Origin of the sequence: Streptomyces sp. NPDC046866, from assembly GCF_040704625.1 — a bacterium.
Classification (GTDB): Bacteria; Actinomycetota; Actinomycetes; order Streptomycetales; family Streptomycetaceae; genus Streptomyces.
Genome location: NZ_JBEYXN010000029.1, coordinates 43944 through 61867 on the forward strand (window position 1 = coordinate 43944; position 17924 = coordinate 61867).

At 73.4% G+C, this 17924-nt stretch carries 16 protein-coding genes; 9 read left to right on the forward strand and 7 right to left on the reverse strand.

The features are described 5' to 3' along the window. Positions 1-28 precede the first annotated feature (28 nt). Both AB0953_RS30565 and AB0953_RS30570 read right to left on the reverse strand, forming a co-directional pair. Complete coding sequence (locus AB0953_RS30565; protein WP_366862818.1) at positions 29-352, reverse strand: multidrug efflux SMR transporter; 324 nt, start codon at positions 350-352, stop codon at positions 29-31. Beyond that, the gene (locus tag AB0953_RS30570; protein ID WP_366862819.1) at positions 349-1002 is read right to left on the reverse strand and encodes an NAD(P)H-dependent oxidoreductase; all 654 of its coding nucleotides are present in this window, start codon (positions 1000-1002) and stop codon (positions 349-351) included. Before AB0953_RS30570 ends, AB0953_RS30565 begins: the two co-directional genes overlap by 4 nt. Before the next feature lie 113 nt (positions 1003-1115). Here AB0953_RS30570 and AB0953_RS30575 point away from each other — a divergent pair, with 113 nt between their 5' ends. The 5 genes from AB0953_RS30575 (at position 1116) to AB0953_RS30595 (ending at position 4182) form a co-directional block, all read left to right on the forward strand. Beyond that, positions 1116-1676 carry a helix-turn-helix domain-containing protein gene (locus tag AB0953_RS30575; protein WP_366862820.1) on the forward strand — a complete coding sequence of 187 codons (561 nt, stop codon included), beginning with the start codon at positions 1116-1118 and terminating at the stop codon, positions 1674-1676. Positions 1677-1787: 111 nt separating this feature from the next. Then, complete coding sequence (locus AB0953_RS30580; RefSeq protein WP_366862821.1) at positions 1788-2654, forward strand: alpha/beta fold hydrolase; 867 nt, start codon at positions 1788-1790, stop codon at positions 2652-2654. Positions 2655-2882: 228 nt separating this feature from the next. Beyond that, positions 2883-3317 carry an SseB family protein gene (locus AB0953_RS30585; RefSeq protein WP_366862822.1) on the forward strand — a complete coding sequence of 145 codons (435 nt, stop codon included), beginning with the start codon at positions 2883-2885 and terminating at the stop codon, positions 3315-3317. Continuing rightward, positions 3317-3883 carry a hypothetical protein gene (locus AB0953_RS30590; protein ID WP_366862823.1) on the forward strand — a complete coding sequence of 189 codons (567 nt, stop codon included), beginning with the start codon at positions 3317-3319 and terminating at the stop codon, positions 3881-3883. Before AB0953_RS30585 ends, AB0953_RS30590 begins: the two co-directional genes overlap by 1 nt. A 32-nt stretch (positions 3884-3915) precedes the next feature. Next, positions 3916-4182, forward strand: coding sequence for a hypothetical protein (locus AB0953_RS30595; RefSeq protein ID WP_366862824.1), 267 nt, complete (start codon positions 3916-3918; stop codon positions 4180-4182). 24 nt (positions 4183-4206) lie between these two features. Here AB0953_RS30595 and AB0953_RS30600 read toward each other — a convergent pair whose 3' ends face one another. Further along, positions 4207-4944 carry an SDR family oxidoreductase gene (locus AB0953_RS30600; RefSeq protein WP_366862825.1) on the reverse strand — a complete coding sequence of 246 codons (738 nt, stop codon included), beginning with the start codon at positions 4942-4944 and terminating at the stop codon, positions 4207-4209. Between the two features lie 92 nt (positions 4945-5036). Between AB0953_RS30600 and AB0953_RS30605 the strand changes: the two genes are divergently transcribed. Next, the gene (locus AB0953_RS30605; RefSeq protein WP_366862826.1) at positions 5037-5900 is read left to right on the forward strand and encodes a LysR family transcriptional regulator; all 864 of its coding nucleotides are present in this window, start codon (positions 5037-5039) and stop codon (positions 5898-5900) included. 52 nt (positions 5901-5952) lie between these two features. Then, complete coding sequence (locus tag AB0953_RS30610) at positions 5953-6222, forward strand: hypothetical protein (RefSeq protein WP_366862827.1); 270 nt, start codon at positions 5953-5955, stop codon at positions 6220-6222. A 113-nt stretch (positions 6223-6335) separates the two neighbouring features. Here AB0953_RS30610 and AB0953_RS30615 read toward each other — a convergent pair whose 3' ends face one another. Beyond that, a complete protein-coding gene (locus tag AB0953_RS30615; protein WP_366862828.1) occupies positions 6336-6497 on the reverse strand; it encodes a hydrophobic protein in 162 nt (53 codons plus the stop codon). A gap of 582 nt (positions 6498-7079) precedes the next feature. Here AB0953_RS30615 and AB0953_RS30620 point away from each other — a divergent pair. Continuing rightward, a complete protein-coding gene (locus AB0953_RS30620; protein ID WP_366862861.1) occupies positions 7080-7538 on the forward strand; it encodes an ATP-binding protein in 459 nt (152 codons plus the stop codon). Positions 7539-7724: 186 nt separating this feature from the next. Here the strand turns inward: AB0953_RS30620 and AB0953_RS30625 are convergent, their stop codons facing one another. The 3 genes from AB0953_RS30625 to AB0953_RS30635 are packed head-to-tail and all read right to left on the reverse strand — an operon-like array spanning position 7725 to position 15055. After that, the gene (locus AB0953_RS30625; RefSeq protein WP_366862829.1) at positions 7725-8114 is read right to left on the reverse strand and encodes an STAS domain-containing protein; all 390 of its coding nucleotides are present in this window, start codon (positions 8112-8114) and stop codon (positions 7725-7727) included. Positions 8115-8153: 39 nt separating this feature from the next. Then, positions 8154-10706 carry a SpoIIE family protein phosphatase gene (locus AB0953_RS30630; protein WP_366862830.1) on the reverse strand — a complete coding sequence of 851 codons (2553 nt, stop codon included), beginning with the start codon at positions 10704-10706 and terminating at the stop codon, positions 8154-8156. 47 nt (positions 10707-10753) lie between these two features. Beyond that, positions 10754-15055 carry a HAMP domain-containing protein gene (locus AB0953_RS30635; protein WP_366862831.1) on the reverse strand — a complete coding sequence of 1434 codons (4302 nt, stop codon included), beginning with the start codon at positions 15053-15055 and terminating at the stop codon, positions 10754-10756. 341 nt (positions 15056-15396) lie between these two features. On the opposite strand from AB0953_RS30635, the gene AB0953_RS30640 reads away from it, so the two are divergent. Then, positions 15397-17796, forward strand: a complete 2400-nt coding sequence (locus tag AB0953_RS30640) for a SpoIIE family protein phosphatase (protein WP_366862832.1) — start codon at positions 15397-15399, stop codon at positions 17794-17796. The last annotated feature ends 128 nt before the right edge of the window (positions 17797-17924 follow it).

Below are 17924 nucleotides of genomic sequence, written 5' to 3' on the forward strand. Positions count from 1 at the left end.
ACCGGCCGCGCGCCGGCGCCGGGGATCCTCACTCGGCCCGGGCGGTCGTGTGGGACAGTGCCACGCCGCCGACGATCAGGGCGAGGGCGAGGAGGCGGCCCGGGGTCACCGGGTCCTTGTGGACCAGGACGCCGAGTGTGATGGCGCCGACCGCGCCGATCCCGGTGAAGACGGCGTAGGCCGTGCCGACCGGAAGGCCCTTCATCGCCAGGGACAGCAGATAGACGGCGACGGCGGCGAGCGCGAAGCAGAGCAGCGTGGGCAGCGGACGGGTGAACCCGGCCGTCGGTTTGATGCTCTGCGACCAGCCGACCTCCACCAGGCCGGCGGCGACGAGGAGGAGCCAGCTCACAGGGACGCTCCTGTCCTGCGGGCGGCCTCCAGCGCGGCCGCGCGGGACGCGTCGTGCTCCCCGCGCCGGCCGGCGAGGGCCGGATCGGTGAGGGAGTTGACCAGCTCGGTGCCGAGGAACGTCATGTCCTCCTCCGGCACGGCGAAGTGTCCGGCGAAGAAGTCGCGCAGGTAGCGCTCCTGGTGGTCGTACGGGTGGCGCGGGGTGCCCGGGCCGTACGCCCCGCCCCGGGCGTACGCCACCACGAACCGCCGGCCGGCCAGGGACATGCGCGGGAAGGTGACCTGGTCGATCCAGGCCTTCAGGGACGCCGGGACCGCGTAGTTGTACATTGGCGTGGCGATCAACACGACGTCGGCGGCGAGGAGTTCGGACAGCAGCGGCTCGACGACCGCCCAGGCCGCCTCCTGTGCGGGAGTCCGCACGGCTTCCCGGTAGCGGGCGGGGTCGGTGATCCCGTGCTCCAGGACGTGGTCGCACAGCTCGGTCCACGCCTCGCCGATGTGCGGGACGGGGGTCCCGGCCAGGTCGCGGTGGACGTGGACGCCACCCGGGTGGCACGCGCGCCAGGCGGCGGCGACGGCGTCGCCGATCTCCCGGCTGAAGGACCGGCGGCGGGCGCTGGCATCCAGATGCAGCAGCGTGGTCATGACGGGACCCCCTCGTTGTCGGCCCGGAAACAGTAACCGGACACGGCGTCCAGTTATACCGGACGAGAGACTCAACCGGACATGGCGTCCACTTATTCCGGTAGGCTGGGCCCATGGAGACGAGGGAACGCGCGGACGCCGCCCGCAACCGGGCCAAGGTCCTCTCCGCCGCCGCCGAGCTGTTCGCCGCCGGAGATCCGCGGTCCGTCACCATGGAGGACATCGCCCGGGCGGCCGGCATCGGCCGCGGCACGCTCTACCGCCGCTACCCGGACGTCACGTCCATCGCGGCGGCCCTCCTCGACGAACACGAACGCCGCCTCCAACAAGAGCTGGTGCGCGGGGCTCCGCCCCTGGGCCCCGGCGCCCCGCCGCTCCAGCGGCTCACCGCCTTCTACGCCGCCATGGTCGACCTGCTGGACACCCACGGCCACCTGGTCCTGGGCGCCGAGACCGGCGAAAAGCGCTTCACCGTCGGGGCGTACGGCTTCTGGCGCGCCCACGTCCTCGTCCTGCTGCGCGAGTCCGGCGCCCCCGACCCGGAGGCGCTGGTCGACAGCCTGCTCGCACCGCTGGCTCCGGAGGTCTTCCTCCAGCAGCGCGCACGGGGAGTGACACCGGACCGGATCAAGGCGGCGCTGGCACGACTGGCAAGCGTCCTGCCAACCGACTGACCGTCCCGACACCCCCCCCGACAAACCGACGCCCCCCAGAAGGGCCCCTCCATGCGGCGACCGGCAGGGTGCGAGGGCAGACGGCCTCCCTGCCCTCCCTACGATGTCGCCATGACGATCTCCGGGCCGAAACAGCCGCTGATCCGTGTCCTGCACGACGAGTCCCGAGGCGACCTGCGGGACCCGGCCCGTCCGCGGCCCGTCCGCCTCTACCTCTGGGAACCCAGCCACCCGAGCACCGCACCCGCCCCGCTCGTCGTCGTCTCGCACGGCACCGGAGGTTCCGGGAGCGCCATGGGGTGGCTGGTCGATCCACTGGTCGAGGCAGGCCTTCGGGTGGCTGCCCTTGACCACCACGGCAACAACTTCGTCGACGGCTACGAGCCGGAGGGCTTCCTCCACGTGTGGGAACGGCCCCGGGACGTCTCCTTCGCCCTCGATGTCCTCGCCCGCGAACAGCCTCTCGGGCCGGTCGGCGCGGCCGGCTTCTCCCTCGGCGGCTATACGGCGGCGGCTCTGGCCGGGGCCCGCGTCGACCCGCACGTCCTGCAGGCCGTGCTGACGGGGGCGGTGCCCCTGCCGGACATCCCCGAATTCCCCGGCGCTCTGCAGGCGCTGCGCACAAGGCACACGGAAGACGAATCCTCGCGGCGCGCCCTGGACGCCGCCGGAGCCGACCTCTCGGATCCCCGCGTCAGGGCGGTCTTCCAAGTGGCCCCGGGAGCGGGCGGTTTCCTGACCCCGACGAGCCTGGCGACCGTGCAGGTGCCGGTGGGGATCCGCTGGGGCGGGGCGGACACGGTCAACCCGTACGAGAGCGACACCAGGCCGTACCTGGAGAACATCCCCACGGCGCGTGGCTGCTCGGCCGGCCCCGACGTCCGCCACGACGACTTCTTCGCACCGGAAGCCGACCCGGCCGTCCGCCTCCGGGTCGGCAGGGAAGCAGCCGCCTTCTTCGTGCACCACCTCGCCTGACGGACCGGCGCAGACCGGGCCCTCCCACACCTTCGGAACGCCACGCCCGTCCCCGGGGCGACACCCCACCAAGCACGCAGGGCGCCGACGCGGCTGCGACGGCGGCGGACATCCCCGGGCGGCAGGACTGCCGGGAAGGACACACCAGTGTCCGTATCGGGCCATTTGGCTGATCGAAGGTACGCTTCCCTGTCAGGGTGCCCAGCGCCCTGAAGGGGGATGAAACGTATGGAACTGGTCGCAGAGATAGCCGCGTACCGGGAGGGGAACGGCGATCCCGGCCGTTTGGTGGGGGAGTTCCGGCGGGCCGTGCTCCTCGCCCCGCTGGCCGATGCGGAGGCCGGTGTCGAGGGCGGGCTGATGACCGCCCGGTCCGGAGGGATCCGCTGGCTGTACGCGTTCACCGACGAGGAGGCCCTGGGCCGTTTCGCCGCTGCCCGGGGTGAGGCCGACCGGGAGTGGCCGTATCTGGCGGTCCTCGGCGCCCGGCTGGTGGATGCGGTGGTGCCGCAGGTGGACGGCCCGGCGGGGGTCGCGGTGAACGTGGCGGATGCGGACGGCTCGATGCTGTTCCCGCCGGTGGTGGGGATCGTGCCGGAGGGGTCCGCGGTCGATTTCGACGGCGGTGTTCCTGCCGCGGGCGGTCGCGGAGAGGTGCTCTGATGGCGGGTGACGGCGATCTCGAGGTGTCGCCGCAGGCGGTTGCCGCGATCCAGAACGGCCTGCGGGCGGCGATAGCCGAGCTGCGCGAGTCGGGGGACGCGGCGGGTGCCTCGCAGGGGGCGGGGTTCGAGAACCTGTCGATGACGGCGATGGAGACCGGCCACGGCGCGCTGTCGAAGGACTTCGAGGACTTCTGCGAGCGCTGGGAATGGGGAGTGCGCGCCCTCATCCAGGACGCCTCCACCCTCGCCGGGAACCTGGGGATCGCGGCGGGGACCATGTGGGAGGAGGACCAGTACGTCCAGGGCGCGTTCAAGGTGGCGGTGAACGCCGCCTGGGGCAATCCGCACGCCGGCGAGGACGAGATCGAACAGAAGGCGTGGGGCGACATCTTCACCACGGACGTCTACAAGCCGGACTACAGCGCCGAGTCGTTCGAGAAGGGCGCCCAGGACATCAAGCAGACCTGGTGGGACACCAAGGACACGGTCACCTCGACGGGCAGGATCGGGTCCTTGAAGGACCTCCTGGACCAGGCCGGCGGGGGTAGCGGGGGACATGGCTGAGGGGGTGGCGGGGTCTTCGGAGGGCCGAGCTGATGCTCCGTGACCATCAGGAACTCGACGTGACCGTCGTCGCGGTGGCCCCGGTGGGCGCCAAGGTCGAGGTCGACGGGGCCGAGGGCGTCTTCGGCTTCATCGACCAGGTGAAGCACCCCTCGTGGTGGGACGCCGACATCGCCCCGCCCCGGGCCGGCGACCGACTGCACGTATGCGTCCTGGACGCCACGAGGGAACCGTTCCCCCGCCTGAGCGCCCTCCAGGCCGACATCGCCGCCGCCCGCCGCCTGCGCGGGGACACCTGAGGCCCGGCGGAGGGCGGTCGGCGATCACCAGGGGACGACGCCGTCGTCTTCGAAGAACGAGCCGGTCGGGCCGCCGTCGGGCAGTGTGGCGAGCCGGATCGCTGTGGCCGCGCCCTGTGCGGGGGTGCGGGGTCCGTGGAAGCCTGTGAAGTCGGTGGCGACCAGGCCCGGGCAGGCGGCGTTGATCAGGATGTTCGTGCCGGTGAACTGCCGGGCGTACTGGATGGTGAGGGCGTTGAGGAACGACTTCGACGGCGCGTAGGCCGCCATGACCGGGCCGATCTCGGTGTCGGGGTCCGCCTGCCGGGCCAGGGAGCCGACGCTGCTGGAGACGTTGACGATGCGTGGCGAGGCCGAGCGCCGCAACAGCGGCAGCATCGCGTTGGTCACCCGGACGACACCCATGACGTTGGTGTCCACCACCGTGCGGAGCACTTCCAGATCGAGCGCGGTCGGGTCCTGCTCCCACCCCGGCCCCATCTCGCCCGGGATGCCGGCATTGTTGACCAGGGCGTCCAGGCGCCCGGCCAACCGTTCGACCAGCTCGGCGGCATCGGTGACGCTCCGGTCGTCGGTCACGTCCAGCGGCACCCCGAACGCGTCCGCGCCGAGGCCGCGCAGCTTCCTGACGGCGGTTTCGCGCCGCGTCTCGTCACGGGCTCCCACGCCCACGCGGTACCCGAGGCTGCCCAGCCCGGCCGCGATCTCGTACCCGATGCCCTTGTTCGCGCCGGTCACCAGCGCGATCTTCGTTTCGCTCATGCCGATGATGGTGGCCCTTGCACGAATCGCTCGGCCAACACCGATATGGTGCCCTGTCATACCCACCGGGTATCACCGCGTACGCTGCGGCCATGGATACTGTGGAAACCCGCGAGTTGAGGTACTTCGTGGCCGTCGCCGAGGAACTGCACTTCGGGCGCGCCGCCGAGCGCCTCGGCATGGCCCAGCCGCCACTGTCGCGGGCGATCCAGCAGCTCGAACGGCGCCTCGGGGTCTGCCTGCTGCAGCGCAACCGCCGCGGTGTCCGGCTGACCGGTGCCGGAGAGGTGCTGCTGCACGAGGGCCGGGCGGCCCTCGACGCGACCGCCGCCGCCGCTCGCCGCACCCGGCGCGCCGCCGGTGCCGACAGCCCCGGCGGCTCCCGCAACCGGCTGGTCCTCGCGGTGAAGGCCGCCGCGTCCCATGAACTGCTGCGCAAGCTTCTCGACGCCTACGCCGCCGAGCCCGACGGCGCCGAGGTCGAGGTGCTGCCGTGCGGCATCGGCGAGCAGGCAGAACTGCTGCGGGACGGACGCGCCGATGTCGCGCTCATGCACACGCCGTGGGACTCCCTCGCCGGGTTCGACAGCGAGGCCCTGGCGACCGAGGGGCAGATCGCCCTCCTGCCTGCCGGGCACCCCCTCGCCGCCCGCGAGACCCTCTCCCTGGCCGAGGTCAGGGACGTCCCGGGCCTGCCGCTCGCCCGCTGGCCCACCCGCGGCGCCTACGCACCCGGTCCTGGCCCCGAGATCCACAACCAGACACAACTGGCCCAGCTGATCGCCCTCGGACGCACCATGGCGATCGTCCCGGACTCGGCCCGCTCCTGGCTGTGGGCCGAGCACGCGGCAGTCCCCGTGGCCGACGCACCTCCCGTCGTGACCCACATCGCCTGGCCCCCGCACAGCCGCTCCCTCACCCTGGCCGGGCTGATCCGCACGGCCGTACGACGGTGACCAGGTCCTGCCCCGGGACCGGGGGAGCAGAAGGCCCGGCTAGGATGCGGCCATGAGTCACTCGGGGGACAAAACACATTTCATCACCACACGCGGCCAACTGACGGCACTGGCCCTCCTGCTGGCCGCCATCGCCGTACTGGCGAAGTGGCACGACGGCCCGGTCTTCTGGTGCGGCGCCCTCCTCGGCCTCGCCGGCATCGGCGGCTACTTCACCCGCTTCGACAGCCCCCGCGGCGCAGCCCAATGGCTCCTCGCCGCCGTCGGCTTCTGCATGGTGGCCCTGTTCACCATCCAACTCCTGATCGGCGTCTTCTCCTGACCGCAAACGGCCGTGGACCCCGCCAGCGGCCCGCCGGGCGCCCCGCCCGGCGGGGGCGGGGAGGGGGAGGGGCCGGTCGCAAGCCGCGATGCGAGTCGCCCCGGTAGCCGCCGCTACCAGCGGTACCAGCGGCCGTTGCTGCCCGCGGGGCGGGCGACGAAGCCCAGCAGCCAGAGCACGAGCACGGCCAGGGCCACCCACCAGAGCACCTTCACGGCGAAGCCGGCGCCGAAGAGGATGAGGGCGAGCAGGAGTACGAGGAGCAGAGGGACCATGTCTGACCATCTCCCTGGGCGCGAGGGCCCGGTAGCGGACGGGTTCGGGCGGCCGACGCGGGTCTGTGCCGGTCGGGTCGTGCTGCTGGGGGGCGGGCGCGTTCTCCGACAACGCCGTCACGCAGTGGAGTTGCCGTGCCCGGGCCGCGGCGGGGCGGGCCCCGCGGTACGCGTGCCCGGTAGGGGATCACTGTCATGGCGCTCGCCTGCCCAGGTTCGGCGGATTGACGCACACCTCTTCCGGCAGGCGGCCGGGTGCGCTGCCGCAGCGGGCCCGGGCCTGCGCAGCGGGGCGTGTGCTCTGCGTGGCCGCCCGTGCACGCGCTCGCCCCTGTAGAGTCGTCGCCACACGTACCGGCTCAACGGACACCACCGGCCCGGCGGCGCGGGAGCCGGCGGGAGCGCCGGAGGGGCGAGCCGACCGGAACCGGGCAGGAGAGGGGCGGGGGCCCCGCCGGAGCGCGCCGCGACCGGGCGGCGCGCCGGGCCGGGGGTCCGGTCGCATCCGACGGCGCGACCACGGGTACGTGCGCACCAGGAACGTCGAGGCCGAGGACGGAGCGAGAGGCGGCTGTGCAGACCATCGGACCGGATACCGGCGAGCCCGCACCGGACGCTGGGGGCCGGGCGCTGCGTCAGCGGCGCCGGCTCGCGCTGCGCGGTGTGCGGGGGCCGGTCGCGCGAGGCCGGGAGTTCGCCCGTGAGGCGCTCGACGACTGGGGATGGGGGGCGAACGCCACGGCCGAGGACGCGCTCCTCGTCGTGTCCGAACTCGTCACCAACGCCAGTCTGCACGCGGGCGGCTGCCACGAACTCCTGGTGGGTGCCGGGGACGTCCTCCGCATCGAGGTGTACGACGGGCTCACCGACCTGCCACGGCTGCTGCCGGCACCCCGCCCCGGGATCCCCGGCGGGTACGGCCTGCACATCGTGCGCCGGCTCGCCGACCGCTGGGGGGCAGAAGCGCACGAGCACGGCAAGGTGGTCTGGGCGGAGATCGGCGTCGAGCGCCTGCGCATCGGAGCGCCACGGGAGCCGTGAGCCGGCCGACCGGACGGGCGGGCCCCGCCCCCGGTCAGGCCCCTCGCCGACTCTGATCCCCAGACGGGCGTGCGAGGCGTCCGGCGAGGGGGCCGGCGGACCCCGGCGTGCACCACGGCGTCGGCCACCGGTTCCGAGCCCGGGCGCGCGCGGCCGGCCGGGGCAGACCGGTTTCACCCGGGCGGCTCACACCGCGAGGGCCTCCTCGACCGTCGGGTGGAGGGAGAAGACGGACTCGGCGCCGGTCAGTTCCAGCACGCGCATCACGGCCGGAGGCACGGCCGCCAGCCGGAAGCCCACACCGGCGGCCTCGGCCGACGCCCTGGTGCGCAGCAGCAGGTTCAGGCCGGAGGAATCGCAGAAGCCGACCTCTTCCAGGGCGACGACGAGCAGGGGCGGGCGCTGGTCCACGAGCGCGGCCAGGACCCGTTCGGCGGGCTCCATCATCTCGATGTCGAGGTCGCCGGCCACCGAGCACACGGCCGCCCCCGCCTCCGTGCGGCGCACTTCGACCGCCACCCCCGCGAGCGGCGCGTCGGGCTGCTCCGCGGTCTCCTGATCGTTTTCGGGGCGCATGCTCGTGTCCTTCTCCTTCACAACGGGGCCTCGGCGACTCTACGCAGCGGAGCCGGGCGGTCCAAGTGCCGTCCGCCCGGCCTCGGACGGCTCCCCGCGGGGCGCGTCCCGGTCGTCCGCGGCGCGTACGGACACCCCGACCAGGCACGTGTCGTCGTCGGTGTCGGAGGCGCTGTAGCGCAGCAGGTGGTCCAGGTGGGCCTCCAGGCTGCCGGGGGTGCCGCCGGGGTCGGCCACGGCCTGCTCGGTGAGGGCCAGGAGGTTGGTCAGCGAGGTCGCCAGGGACTGGTCGCGGCGCTCGATCAGGCCGTCCGTGTACATCACGAGGGTGTCCCCCGGCTGCAGGTGCACCTCGTCCTCCTCGTAGTCGGCCTGGTCCAGCACGCCCAGGAGGATCCCGCCGATCTGCGGAAGGGTCTCGGCACGGCCGTCGCGCAGCAGGACGGGCGGCGGGTGCCCGGCGCGGGCCCAGCGCAGCCGGCGCGTGGCCGGATCGTAGATGCCGCACGCGGCGGTGGCGGTCAGGCTCTCCGTCAGGTGGTGGGTGACGCTGTTGAGCCAGGTCAGCAGTTGCGCCGGCCCGGCCCCGGTGGCGGCGAGGCCGCGCAGCGCGTTGCGCAGGGCGACCATCCCGGTCGCCGCTTCGATGCCGTGGCCGGCGACGTCGCCGACGCACAGCAGGACCCCGCCGGACGGCAGGCTGAGCGTGTCGTACCAGTCGCCGCCGACGAGGTGGTCCTTCTCCGCGGGGCGGTAGCGGACCGCGACGTGGAGGTCGTGCAGGTCCTGGGGGCCCCGCGCCGGCGGCATGATGGCGTGCTGGAGCTGCAGGACGAGGCGGCTGCGCTCGGCGGCCTGCTGCTCGGTCTGCGCGAGCTGGTCTCGGGTGGCCGCCAGGGCGACTTCCGTCCAGTGCTGGGCCGAGATGTCCTGGTAGGCGCCGCGTACGAGGCCCAGGCGGCCCTCCGCGTCGTACACGGGTTCGGCGACGACGCGGATGTGGCGGGCGACGCCGTCGGGGCGCTGCAGGCGGAAGGCGGTGGACGCCGGCCGGCGGTGGTGCAGGAGGGTGCGCAGGAACCGGCCGATGGCGGGCCGGTCGTCGGGGTGGGCGTGGTCGGCGAGCTCGTCGAGCGGGACCGGCCGGGCCGAGAGGGGCAGGCCGTGCAGCTCGTAGATCGTCTCGTTCCAGCCGATCTGCCGGGTCAGCAGGTTCTCCTCGAAACCGCCGATGCGGCCCAGGCGCTGGGCGTGCTGCAGGAGCCGCGCCACGCGGGGCGTGCCGTCGTCCAGGCGCCAGACCACCACGAGGTAGCCGCCGTGCCGGCTGATGCTCACCTGGGCCCGGGCCTGTAGCGGAACCCCGTCGACCATGGCGCTGAGGGTCATGTTGGCCGTACGGAACGGCTCGCCGGTGACGAAGACGTGCTCGACCTTCTCCAGGAGCCCGCCGGACTCCGCCGCGAGGGGGTAGGCCTCCAGCAGGCGCGCCCCGAGGACGGCGCTGCCGGGGCGCCCCGCGAAGTCGACGAACGCCGGGTTGACGTGCCCGATGGTGAACTGCAGCGGCAGTTCGTCGGCATCCGGGGCGAGGTGCAGGATGAGGCACGGGTCGGCCAGTCCGTCGGCGAGCTGGCGCAGGCCCTCCAGTTGCGCGTCCGCCGCGTCCGGGGTGGGCGCGCCGCAGTCGGCCCAGGTCTCCAGGGTCGCGGCGGCCAGCTCCGCCAAGGCCTCGAACTGCCGCTCCAGCGGCTGGGAGCGGGCCGGCAGTTCGTCCCGCCAGCAGATCTCCAGCACGCCGGTCAGCCGACCGCCGACGCCAGCGGGCACGGCCAGCCGGCCGCCCGCGATCTCGTGCTGGCCGATCGAGGGCAGGGCCGCCTCGGTCAGCGTGGCGTACCCGACCGCGGCCCGTTCGTCGAGGGCGCGGCGGGCGGGGGTGGACACTCCGGGCGGCACGTGGCGCCAGCGGCGGGCCTCCTGGTCGCTGAACCCGGCGCTGCCGGCCAGCGAGAGGGACTGGTCGGGGTGGGCGGCCCAGACCGCCACGGCGACCGCGCCGAGGGGGCGCAGCGCGTGGTCGAGCATCGATCGGGCCGCCGCTTCGGTGTCGCCCGCCACGAGGGTGTGCGCCTCGGCGTTGCGCAGCCGCAGGCCCACCGACTCGGCGGCCGGGGCCGCGTGGGCGGTGACGAAGTCCCGGGCGGCGTCGGAGATGGTGTCGGCGGCGGCCTGGTTGACGAGGTCGGCGGCCAGTTCGAGGACGGGCACCCCGGCCTGTTGGGCGAGGGTGGAGAGCTGGGCGGAGGCCTCCGTGGGCCCGCAGCGCAGCCGCTCCACGAGCACGCCGACGGCCATTTCGACCAGGGCCCGGCCCGCGGCGTCCGCGTGGGCCTGCTCCAGTTCACGCCGGAGCCGTTCGACGGTGGACGCGAGGCGGCCCACCGCGGTGGTCCGGCCGTCGGTGCCGCCCTCCGTCCGCCGGAGCGCCGCGCGGTCGCCGTCCCGCTGCGCCCCGAGGCGGAGTGCGGCGGGCGCGTCCGCAGGCCGGGCCCGGACGTCCGTGCCGGGCGGCTCGTGGGGGTGGCGCACTCTTCAGCTCCTCGGGGTCTTCGGGTGGGTCGCGGCCGGCCCTCCGGTCACGGGGCCAGGTGGCGCTGGATCCGCCCGATCAGGTCGCCGGCGTCGACCGGCTTGGTGATGTAGTCGCTGGCGCCCGAGGCGAGGCTCTTCTCGCGGTCGCCGACCATCGCCTTGGCGGTGACCGCGATGATGGGGAGGTGGGCGTGTTCGGGCATCGCGCGGATGGCCGCGGTCGCCGTGTAGCCGTCCATCTCCGGCATCATCACGTCCATCAGGATGACGTCGATCCCGGTGTGGACGGCAAGGGCGTCGAGGGCGGCCCGTCCGTTCTCCGCCTGCAGGACGCGCATGCCGTGCAGTTCGAGGATGCCGGTGATGGCGTACAGGTTGCGGTCGTCGTCGTCGACGACGAGCGCGGTGCGGCCGCTGAGCGGCGAGGCGTCGCCAGGTTCCCACGGGGTTGCGGCCTCCGGCCGGCGCACCAGCGGTACGAGGTCGCCGGGACGGTCGGCGCTCATGTGCAGGGCGATGCGTTCGCGCAGTTCGTCCAGGCTGGTGAGGAGTTCCACCGGCCGGGTGCCGTTGCGTTCCTGCAGGAGCAGTTCTTCCTCGGCGGCGATGCCGCGGCCGCTGTGGACGAGTACCGGAACGGCCTGCAGGGCGGGGTCGCGTTCCATCTCCTCCAGGAGGGTCCGGGCCGTGCCGTCGGGCAGGTCGAGTTCGAGGACGACGCAGTGGCAGGGGCTGGTGGCCAGGCTCGCGGCGGCCTCGTGGGCGCCGACGGCGGTGATCAGCTCCACGTCTCGCCGGCCTGCCGCGTCCGCGTGGCGGGGCAGTTCCGTCACGGCGTTCTCCGCCACCAGTGACAGCAGGCCCTGGGGGCGGCCCTCGACGACGAGGAGGCGGCGGGTCTGCGCGGCGGGTTGCCGGGCGGTCTCGGCCGGCGTGCGGCCCTGCGCCGGGCCGGCCGGCCCGCCGGGGCCGGCCTCCGCCGGCTCGCGGGGGGCGGTGGCGGTCCGGTCGGCGGACTCGGGGCGGGTCACGGGCAGGTAGAACGTGAAGGTGCTGCCCTCGCCGAGGGTGCTCTCCGCGGTGATGGCGCCACCGAGCAGGAAGGCGATCTCCCGGCTGATGGACAGGCCGAGGCCGGTGCCCCCGTACTTGCGGCTGGTGGTGCCGTCGGCCTGCTGGAAGGCGCCGAAGACGGTCTCCAGGTGCTGCGGCGCGATGCCGATGCCGGTGTCGGTCACCCGGAAGGCCAGCACGGGCCCGGACCGGCGGACGACCTCGGGCAGGTGTTCTTCGGCCGCGGGCTCGATGCTCAGCTCGACGCTGCCGCGCTCGGTGAACTTCACCGCGTTGGAGAGCAGGTTGCGCAGGATCTGGCGGAGCCGGTAGTCGTCGGTGAGCAGCTCGTCCGGCACGTCCGGGGACGTGCGCACGGTGAACGAAAGGCTCTTCTGGCTGGTCATCGGGCGGAAGGTGGCCTCGATGTCGTCCAGCAGCCGGCCCAGCGGGACGGGCTGCGGGTTGAGGTCCATCTTGCCGGCCTCCACCTTGGACAGGTCGAGGATGTCGTTGATCAGCTGGAGCAGGTCCGAGCCGGCGGAGTGGATGATGCCGGCGTACTCGACCTGCTTGGTGGTCAGGTTGCGGGTGGGGTTCTGGGCGAGCAGCTGGGCCAGGATCAGCAGGCTGTTGAGCGGGGTGCGCAGCTCGTGGCTCATGTTGGCCAGGAACTCGGACTTGTACTTCGAGGCGAGCGAGAGCTGGTGGGCCCGCGCCTCCAGCTCCTGGCGGGCCTGCTCGATCTCGAGGTTCTTGGTCTCGATGTCGCGGTTCTGGGCGGCGAGCAGCTCGGCCTTGTCCTCCAGCTCGGCGTTGGAGGCCTGGAGCTCCTCCTGGCGGGCCTGCAGTTCCTTGGACCGGGCCTGGAGCTCCGCGGTCAGGCGCTGGGACTCGCCGAGCAGTTCGTCCGTGCGGGCGTTGGCGATGATCGTGTTCAGGTTGACGCCGATCACGTCCGTCAGCTGGTGCAGGAAGTCGCGGTGGACCTGGGTGAACGGGCGCACCGACGCCAGCTCGATGACGCCGAGCACCTGCTCCTCCACGACGATCGGCAGCACGATCAGGTGGAGCGCCTCGGTGCGGCCCAGACCGGAGGAGACGGCGAGGTAGTCCGGCGGGAGGGAGTCGACGGCGATGGGGGTCTTGCTGCGGGCCGCCTGGCCCACGAAGGACTGGCCCAGCCGGAAGCGGGTCGGGCGGGCGCCCTCGGGGAAGGCGTAGGAGGCGACGAGCTGGAGCACGGTGCCCTCGGGCGTGTCCTCCGCCAGGTAGAAGGCACCGCACAGGGCCGACACCAGCGGCGTGAGCTCGTCCATGATGGAGTCGGCGACGACGGCGAGGTCCCGCCGCCCCTGGGTGAGGGCCGAGATGCGGGCCAGGTTGGTCTTGAGCCAGTCCTGCTCCTCGTTGGCGCGGGTGGTCTCGCGCAGGGACTCCACCATGAAGTTGATGTTGTCCTTGAGGTCGGCGACCTCGCCGGAGGCGTCGACCGTGATCGACCGGGTGAGATCGCCCTCGGCGACGGCGCTGGTGACCTCCGCGATGGCCCGGACCTGCCGGGTGAGGTTGCCGGCGAGCTCGTTGACGTTCTCGGTCAGCCGCTTCCAGGTGCCGGAGACGCCCTCCACCTCGGCCTGGCCGCCGAGCCTGCCTTCGCTGCCGACCTCCCGGGCGACGCGGGTGACCTCGGCGGCGAAGGAACTCAGCTGGTCGACCATCGTGTTGATGGTGGTCTTGAGCTCCAGGATCTCGCCGCGGGCGTCCACGTCGATCTTGCGGGTGAGGTCGCCGTTGGCCACCGCCGTCGTGACCTGGGCGATGTTGCGCACCTGGCTGGTCAGGTTGTGCGCCATGAAGTTGACGTTGTCGGTGAGGTCCTTCCAGGTGCCCGCCACGTTGGGGACCCTGGCCTGACCGCCGAGGATGCCCTCGGTGCCGACCTCGCGGGCCACGCGCGTCACCTCGTCGGCGAACGCCGACAGGGTGTCCACCATCGTGTTGATGACTCCGGCGAGCTGCGCGACCTCGCCCTTCGCCTCGACGGTGATCTTCTGCGAGAGGTCGCCGCGGGCGACGGCGGTGGCCACCTGGGCGATGGAGCGGACCTGCCCGGTGAGGTTGGACGCCATGACGTTGACGTTGTCGGTGAGGTCCTTCCAGGTGCCCGATACGCCCCGTACCGTGGCCTGGCCGCCGAGGTTGCCGGCGGTGCCCACCTCGCGCGCGACGCGGGTGACCTCGTCGGCGAAGGCGGAGAGCTGGTCGACCATCGTGTTGATGGTCTCCTTCAGCTCCAGGATCTCGCCGCGCGCGTCGACCCGGATCTTCTGCGTCAGGTCGCCCTGGGCGACGGCCGTGGTGACCTCGGCGATCGAGCGGACCTGCGCCGTGAGGTTGTCGGCCATGACGTTCACGGACTCGGTGAGGTCGCGCCAGGTGCCCGAGACGTCGCGTACGTCGGCCTGGCCGCCGAGCCGGCCCTCGGTGCCGACTTCCCGGGCCACCCGGGTCACCTCGCCGGCGAACGAGCTGAGCTGGTCCACCATCGTGTTGATGGTGTCCTTGAGTTCGAGGATCTCGCCGCGCGCGGTGACGGTGATCTTCTGCGAGAGGTCGCCCTCGGCAACGGCCGTGGCGACCTGCGCGATCGCGCGGACCTGGCTGGTCAGGTTGCCCGCCATGAAGTTGACGGAGTCGGTCAGGTCGCGCCAGGTGCCCGAGACGCCCTTGACGTCGGCCTGGCCCCCGAGGATCCCCTCGGTGCCGACCTCCCGGGCCACCCGGGTCACCTCGCCGGCGAACGCACTCAGCTGGTCCACCATCGTGTTGACGGTGTTCTTCAGCTCCAGGATCTCGCCGCGGGCGTCCACGGTGATCTTCTGGGAGAGGTCGCCCTTGGCCACCGCGGTGGCGACCTGGGCGATGTCGCGGACCTGCGTGGTCAGATTGCCGGCCATCGCGTTGACCGAGTCGGTGAGGTCCTCCCACGTACCCGAGACGCCCGGGACCTGCGCCTGGCCGCCGAGCCTGCCCTCGGTTCCGACCTCGCGGGCGACGCGGGTCAGCTCCGAGGTGAACCGGGACAGTTGGTCGACCATGCCGTTGAAGACCGTGGCGATCTCGCCCAGGAGGCCGTCGGCATCGCCGGGCAGACGGGTGCCGAAGTCGCCGTCCCGTACGGCCGTCAGGCCGGCCAGCAGCAGTCTGAGCTCCGGCTCGCCGACCTGTGCGGCCCCGGGCTCCGGCCCGGCCTGCGCCCGCGAGCCTTCGGGCAGGGTTGAGCCAGCCATCGAACGTCGCCTTCCGTAGAACGCCGGGCCCGCTGCCGGCACCCCGATCGCACCCGTCGCCGCACATCGTCCGGCCACCGCATCGCAGGTGCGTGACGCAGGCACGTACCGCCCAGGAGGCTACCCCACCCCTGAAAGGATCAGGAAAACCACCGAACCTTGACGAGACGGTCGACGCGGCCGCGCCCGGGTCGGCTACCCCGGAACGCCCGCCGCAATCACATGGGCCTTCGCCGGCCGGGCCCGGGGCGAAGGGGGCTCGGCGCGATGCGGCGCAGCGCACGGTGACGAGGACGTGAAGAGGTACCGTCCGGGGGCCCTTCCCGTGCGATGCTCGGACCATGACCCGCCCGCCCGAGAAGTCCGACTGCCCGGACGCGAAGCTGGCTCTGGCCAAGGTGGTGGCCAGGTTGCGGGACGAGCTTGCCCGCGCGAAGTGCGACGCGGCCGAGGCCGCCGTGGTGGAGAGGGCGAAGGGCCTGCTGATGGGCTCCGCGGGGCTCTCGGCCGACCGCGCTCACGCAGAGCTCGCGGCCGCCGCGCACCGGCACGGGCACGGGCTCCTGGAAGAGTGCTGGGCCGTGCTGGACGAGGCTCCCGGGACGGCCCGCGTCCCGGCACCGGCCTGCGCCGGCCCCGCCCGCGAGGAGCCCGCGTCCCGTGAGGGCGTGCCGCCGGCCGTGGCCGGCGCGCAGCCGGAACCGGTGCGGCGCTCCGGCGCCGGGCGCGTCGTTCCCCCCGGTCTGGCCCGGACCCTGGCGCTGGCCCGCTCCGCCCAGGGTGTGGCCGCGGGGCTGCGCGACCGCCTCGGGCCGGCGACCGGGGTGGACTGCGTGGTGATCTATGCGGCCGCGGCGGGCGGCGGCGTGGACCTGTGGGCCAGCGCCGGGCTCGGACCCGAGCTGGCCGGGCAGTGGCGGCACGTGCCCCCCGGAGTCTCCGTGGCGCCGCTGCGGGCCCTGGAGACCGGGCTGCCGGTGTGGCTGGAGGCCCACGGCCGGGACGCCGGGCAGTACACCCTGATCGGCGAGCCGGAGAGGTGGCCGACGCGCGCCTGGCTCCCCTTCCCGGCCCCACGGGACACCACCGCCGCCGTGGGGTTCTTCCGGGCCCGTCCCGAGCCGTTCGACCCGGCCACGCGCGACCTCCTGCACCACGCGGTGCAGCTGTGCGGCGCGGCGTTGAGCGGCCTGCCGACGCCCGCGTCCCCGACCGACGAGGACCTCTGCGCCGCGCAGCGGATGCTCGACGCGCTGTCCGGCTCGGTGATCGTGCTCACGCCCCTGCTCGGCCCGGGGGGAGGGGTGGAGGACTTCCGCGTGGACGCGGCCTCTCCCGGCGCCCTCGACGTCTCGGGCCGCCGGGGCAAGGAGCTGATCGGCGTCCGCATCGCGGAGAACTATCCGACCGTCGTCGGAACGGCCCTGTGGCACGGCTATCTGGACGCCCTGGAGAACGGCACCGTCTACGAGGGCGACCCCTTCCGGTACGAGGAGGTCGCCGCCGGCACCCCGCGCCTGTCCACCTTCTCCGTCCGGGCCGTCCGCATGGGCCGGCGGCTCGTGGTCTCCTGGGAGCGCCACGACACGGGAGACCGCGAGGAGCTGCGCCTGGCGGACATGCAGCGGCTGGGAAACCTCGGCTGGGGCCAGTGGGATCCGGCCACGGGGGCCGCCGAATGGTCGGACCAGGTGTACACGGTGTTCCGACGGGACCCGTCCGAGGGGCCGATAGCCTGGGAGGACCTGCCGGAACACCTCGTCCCGGAGGACAGACCCGAGGCCGGCCGGGCCGTCCGGGACCTGCTGCACCACGCGGTGCCGCTCGACCGCCGGGTCAGCGTCGCCACCCCCGCGGGCGTCCGCCACGTCCGCATCGTCGCCGAGGCCGTCGTCGACGCGACGGGGACGCCGGTGGAGGTACACGGCCTCTTCCAGGACCTCACGCGCCAGCAGCAGGCCGAGGAGGAACTGCTGCGCTCCGAGCGGGAGAGGGCGCACCAGCACGGCCTCCTGCAGGCCGAGCGCGCCCTGGCCTCCCGCCTGCAGCACGCCCTGCTGCCGATCCCGGAGCAGTCGCTGCGGTTGGCCGGACTGCACGTGGAGGTGGCGTACGAGCCCGCCGCGGACGGCGTCAACGTCGGCGGGGACTGGTACAGCGCCATCGAACTGCCCGACGGCAGCGCCCTGTTCGTCGTCGGCGACGTGGCGGGGCACGGTCTGGACGCCGTGGCCACGATGGCCCAGCTGCGGTTCAGCGCGAAGGGCATGGTCATCACCGGCAGTCCGCTGGTGGAGGTGCTCCACCGGTTGAACACGCTGCTGCTGCACACCGGTGACGCCCGGTTCGGGACGGCGACCATGATCATGGCTGTGTACGACCCCGCCGAACAGTGCCTCACCTGGGCACAGGCGGGCCACCCCCCGCCGCTGCTGATCCGGGACGGCCGGGCCCGGTACCTGGACCGGCCGGCCGGCGTCCTGCTGGGGGCCAACGCCCGGCCCCGCTTCACCGAAGCCCGCTCCCGCCTGCGCCCGGGCGACCAGATCCTGCTCTACACGGACGGGCTGATGGAGAGGCCCACCGAACACCTCGACGAGGGCTTCGCCCGCCTCGCCCGGACCGCGGCGGAGGTGTGCACCCCCGGGGCGGCGGACCCGCTCGGCGTCCTGCTCTCACCCCTGCACAGCCTGTCGGCCAGACGCGACGACACCTGCGTCGTGCACATCCGCCTCCCGTAGCGGCGTTCCTGAGGAGGCGGCGCGAGCGCGCCCTCCCGGACGTCCAGGCCGGCGCCGCTGCCGGCCAGTCCCATCAGATATGATCACGAATGCACCGGAACCTGGCCAGTCGCACCGGTCGCCCGCGT

Excerpts from the sequence above, each read along its gene's own strand:
- AB0953_RS30570 (WP_366862819.1), bottom strand. The coding sequence starts at position 1,002 with ATGACCACGCTGCTGCATCTGGATGCCAGCGCCCGCCGCCGGTCCTTC.
- AB0953_RS30575 (WP_366862820.1), top strand. The coding sequence starts at position 1,116 with ATGGAGACGAGGGAACGCGCGGACGCCGCCCGCAACCGGGCCAAGGTC.
- AB0953_RS30580 (WP_366862821.1), top strand. The coding sequence starts at position 1,788 with ATGACGATCTCCGGGCCGAAACAGCCGCTGATCCGTGTCCTGCACGAC.
- AB0953_RS30585 (WP_366862822.1), top strand. The coding sequence starts at position 2,883 with ATGGAACTGGTCGCAGAGATAGCCGCGTACCGGGAGGGGAACGGCGAT.
- AB0953_RS30590 (WP_366862823.1), top strand. The coding sequence starts at position 3,317 with ATGGCGGGTGACGGCGATCTCGAGGTGTCGCCGCAGGCGGTTGCCGCG.
- AB0953_RS30595 (WP_366862824.1), top strand. The coding sequence starts at position 3,916 with ATGCTCCGTGACCATCAGGAACTCGACGTGACCGTCGTCGCGGTGGCC.
- AB0953_RS30600 (WP_366862825.1), bottom strand. The coding sequence starts at position 4,944 with ATGAGCGAAACGAAGATCGCGCTGGTGACCGGCGCGAACAAGGGCATC.
- AB0953_RS30605 (WP_366862826.1), top strand. The coding sequence starts at position 5,037 with ATGGATACTGTGGAAACCCGCGAGTTGAGGTACTTCGTGGCCGTCGCC.
- AB0953_RS30610 (WP_366862827.1), top strand. The coding sequence starts at position 5,953 with ATGAGTCACTCGGGGGACAAAACACATTTCATCACCACACGCGGCCAA.
- AB0953_RS30615 (WP_366862828.1), bottom strand. The coding sequence starts at position 6,497 with ATGGTCCCTCTGCTCCTCGTACTCCTGCTCGCCCTCATCCTCTTCGGC.
- AB0953_RS30625 (WP_366862829.1), bottom strand. The coding sequence starts at position 8,114 with ATGCGCCCCGAAAACGATCAGGAGACCGCGGAGCAGCCCGACGCGCCG.
- AB0953_RS30635 (WP_366862831.1), bottom strand. The coding sequence starts at position 15,055 with ATGGCTGGCTCAACCCTGCCCGAAGGCTCGCGGGCGCAGGCCGGGCCG.
- AB0953_RS30640 (WP_366862832.1), top strand. The coding sequence starts at position 15,397 with ATGACCCGCCCGCCCGAGAAGTCCGACTGCCCGGACGCGAAGCTGGCT.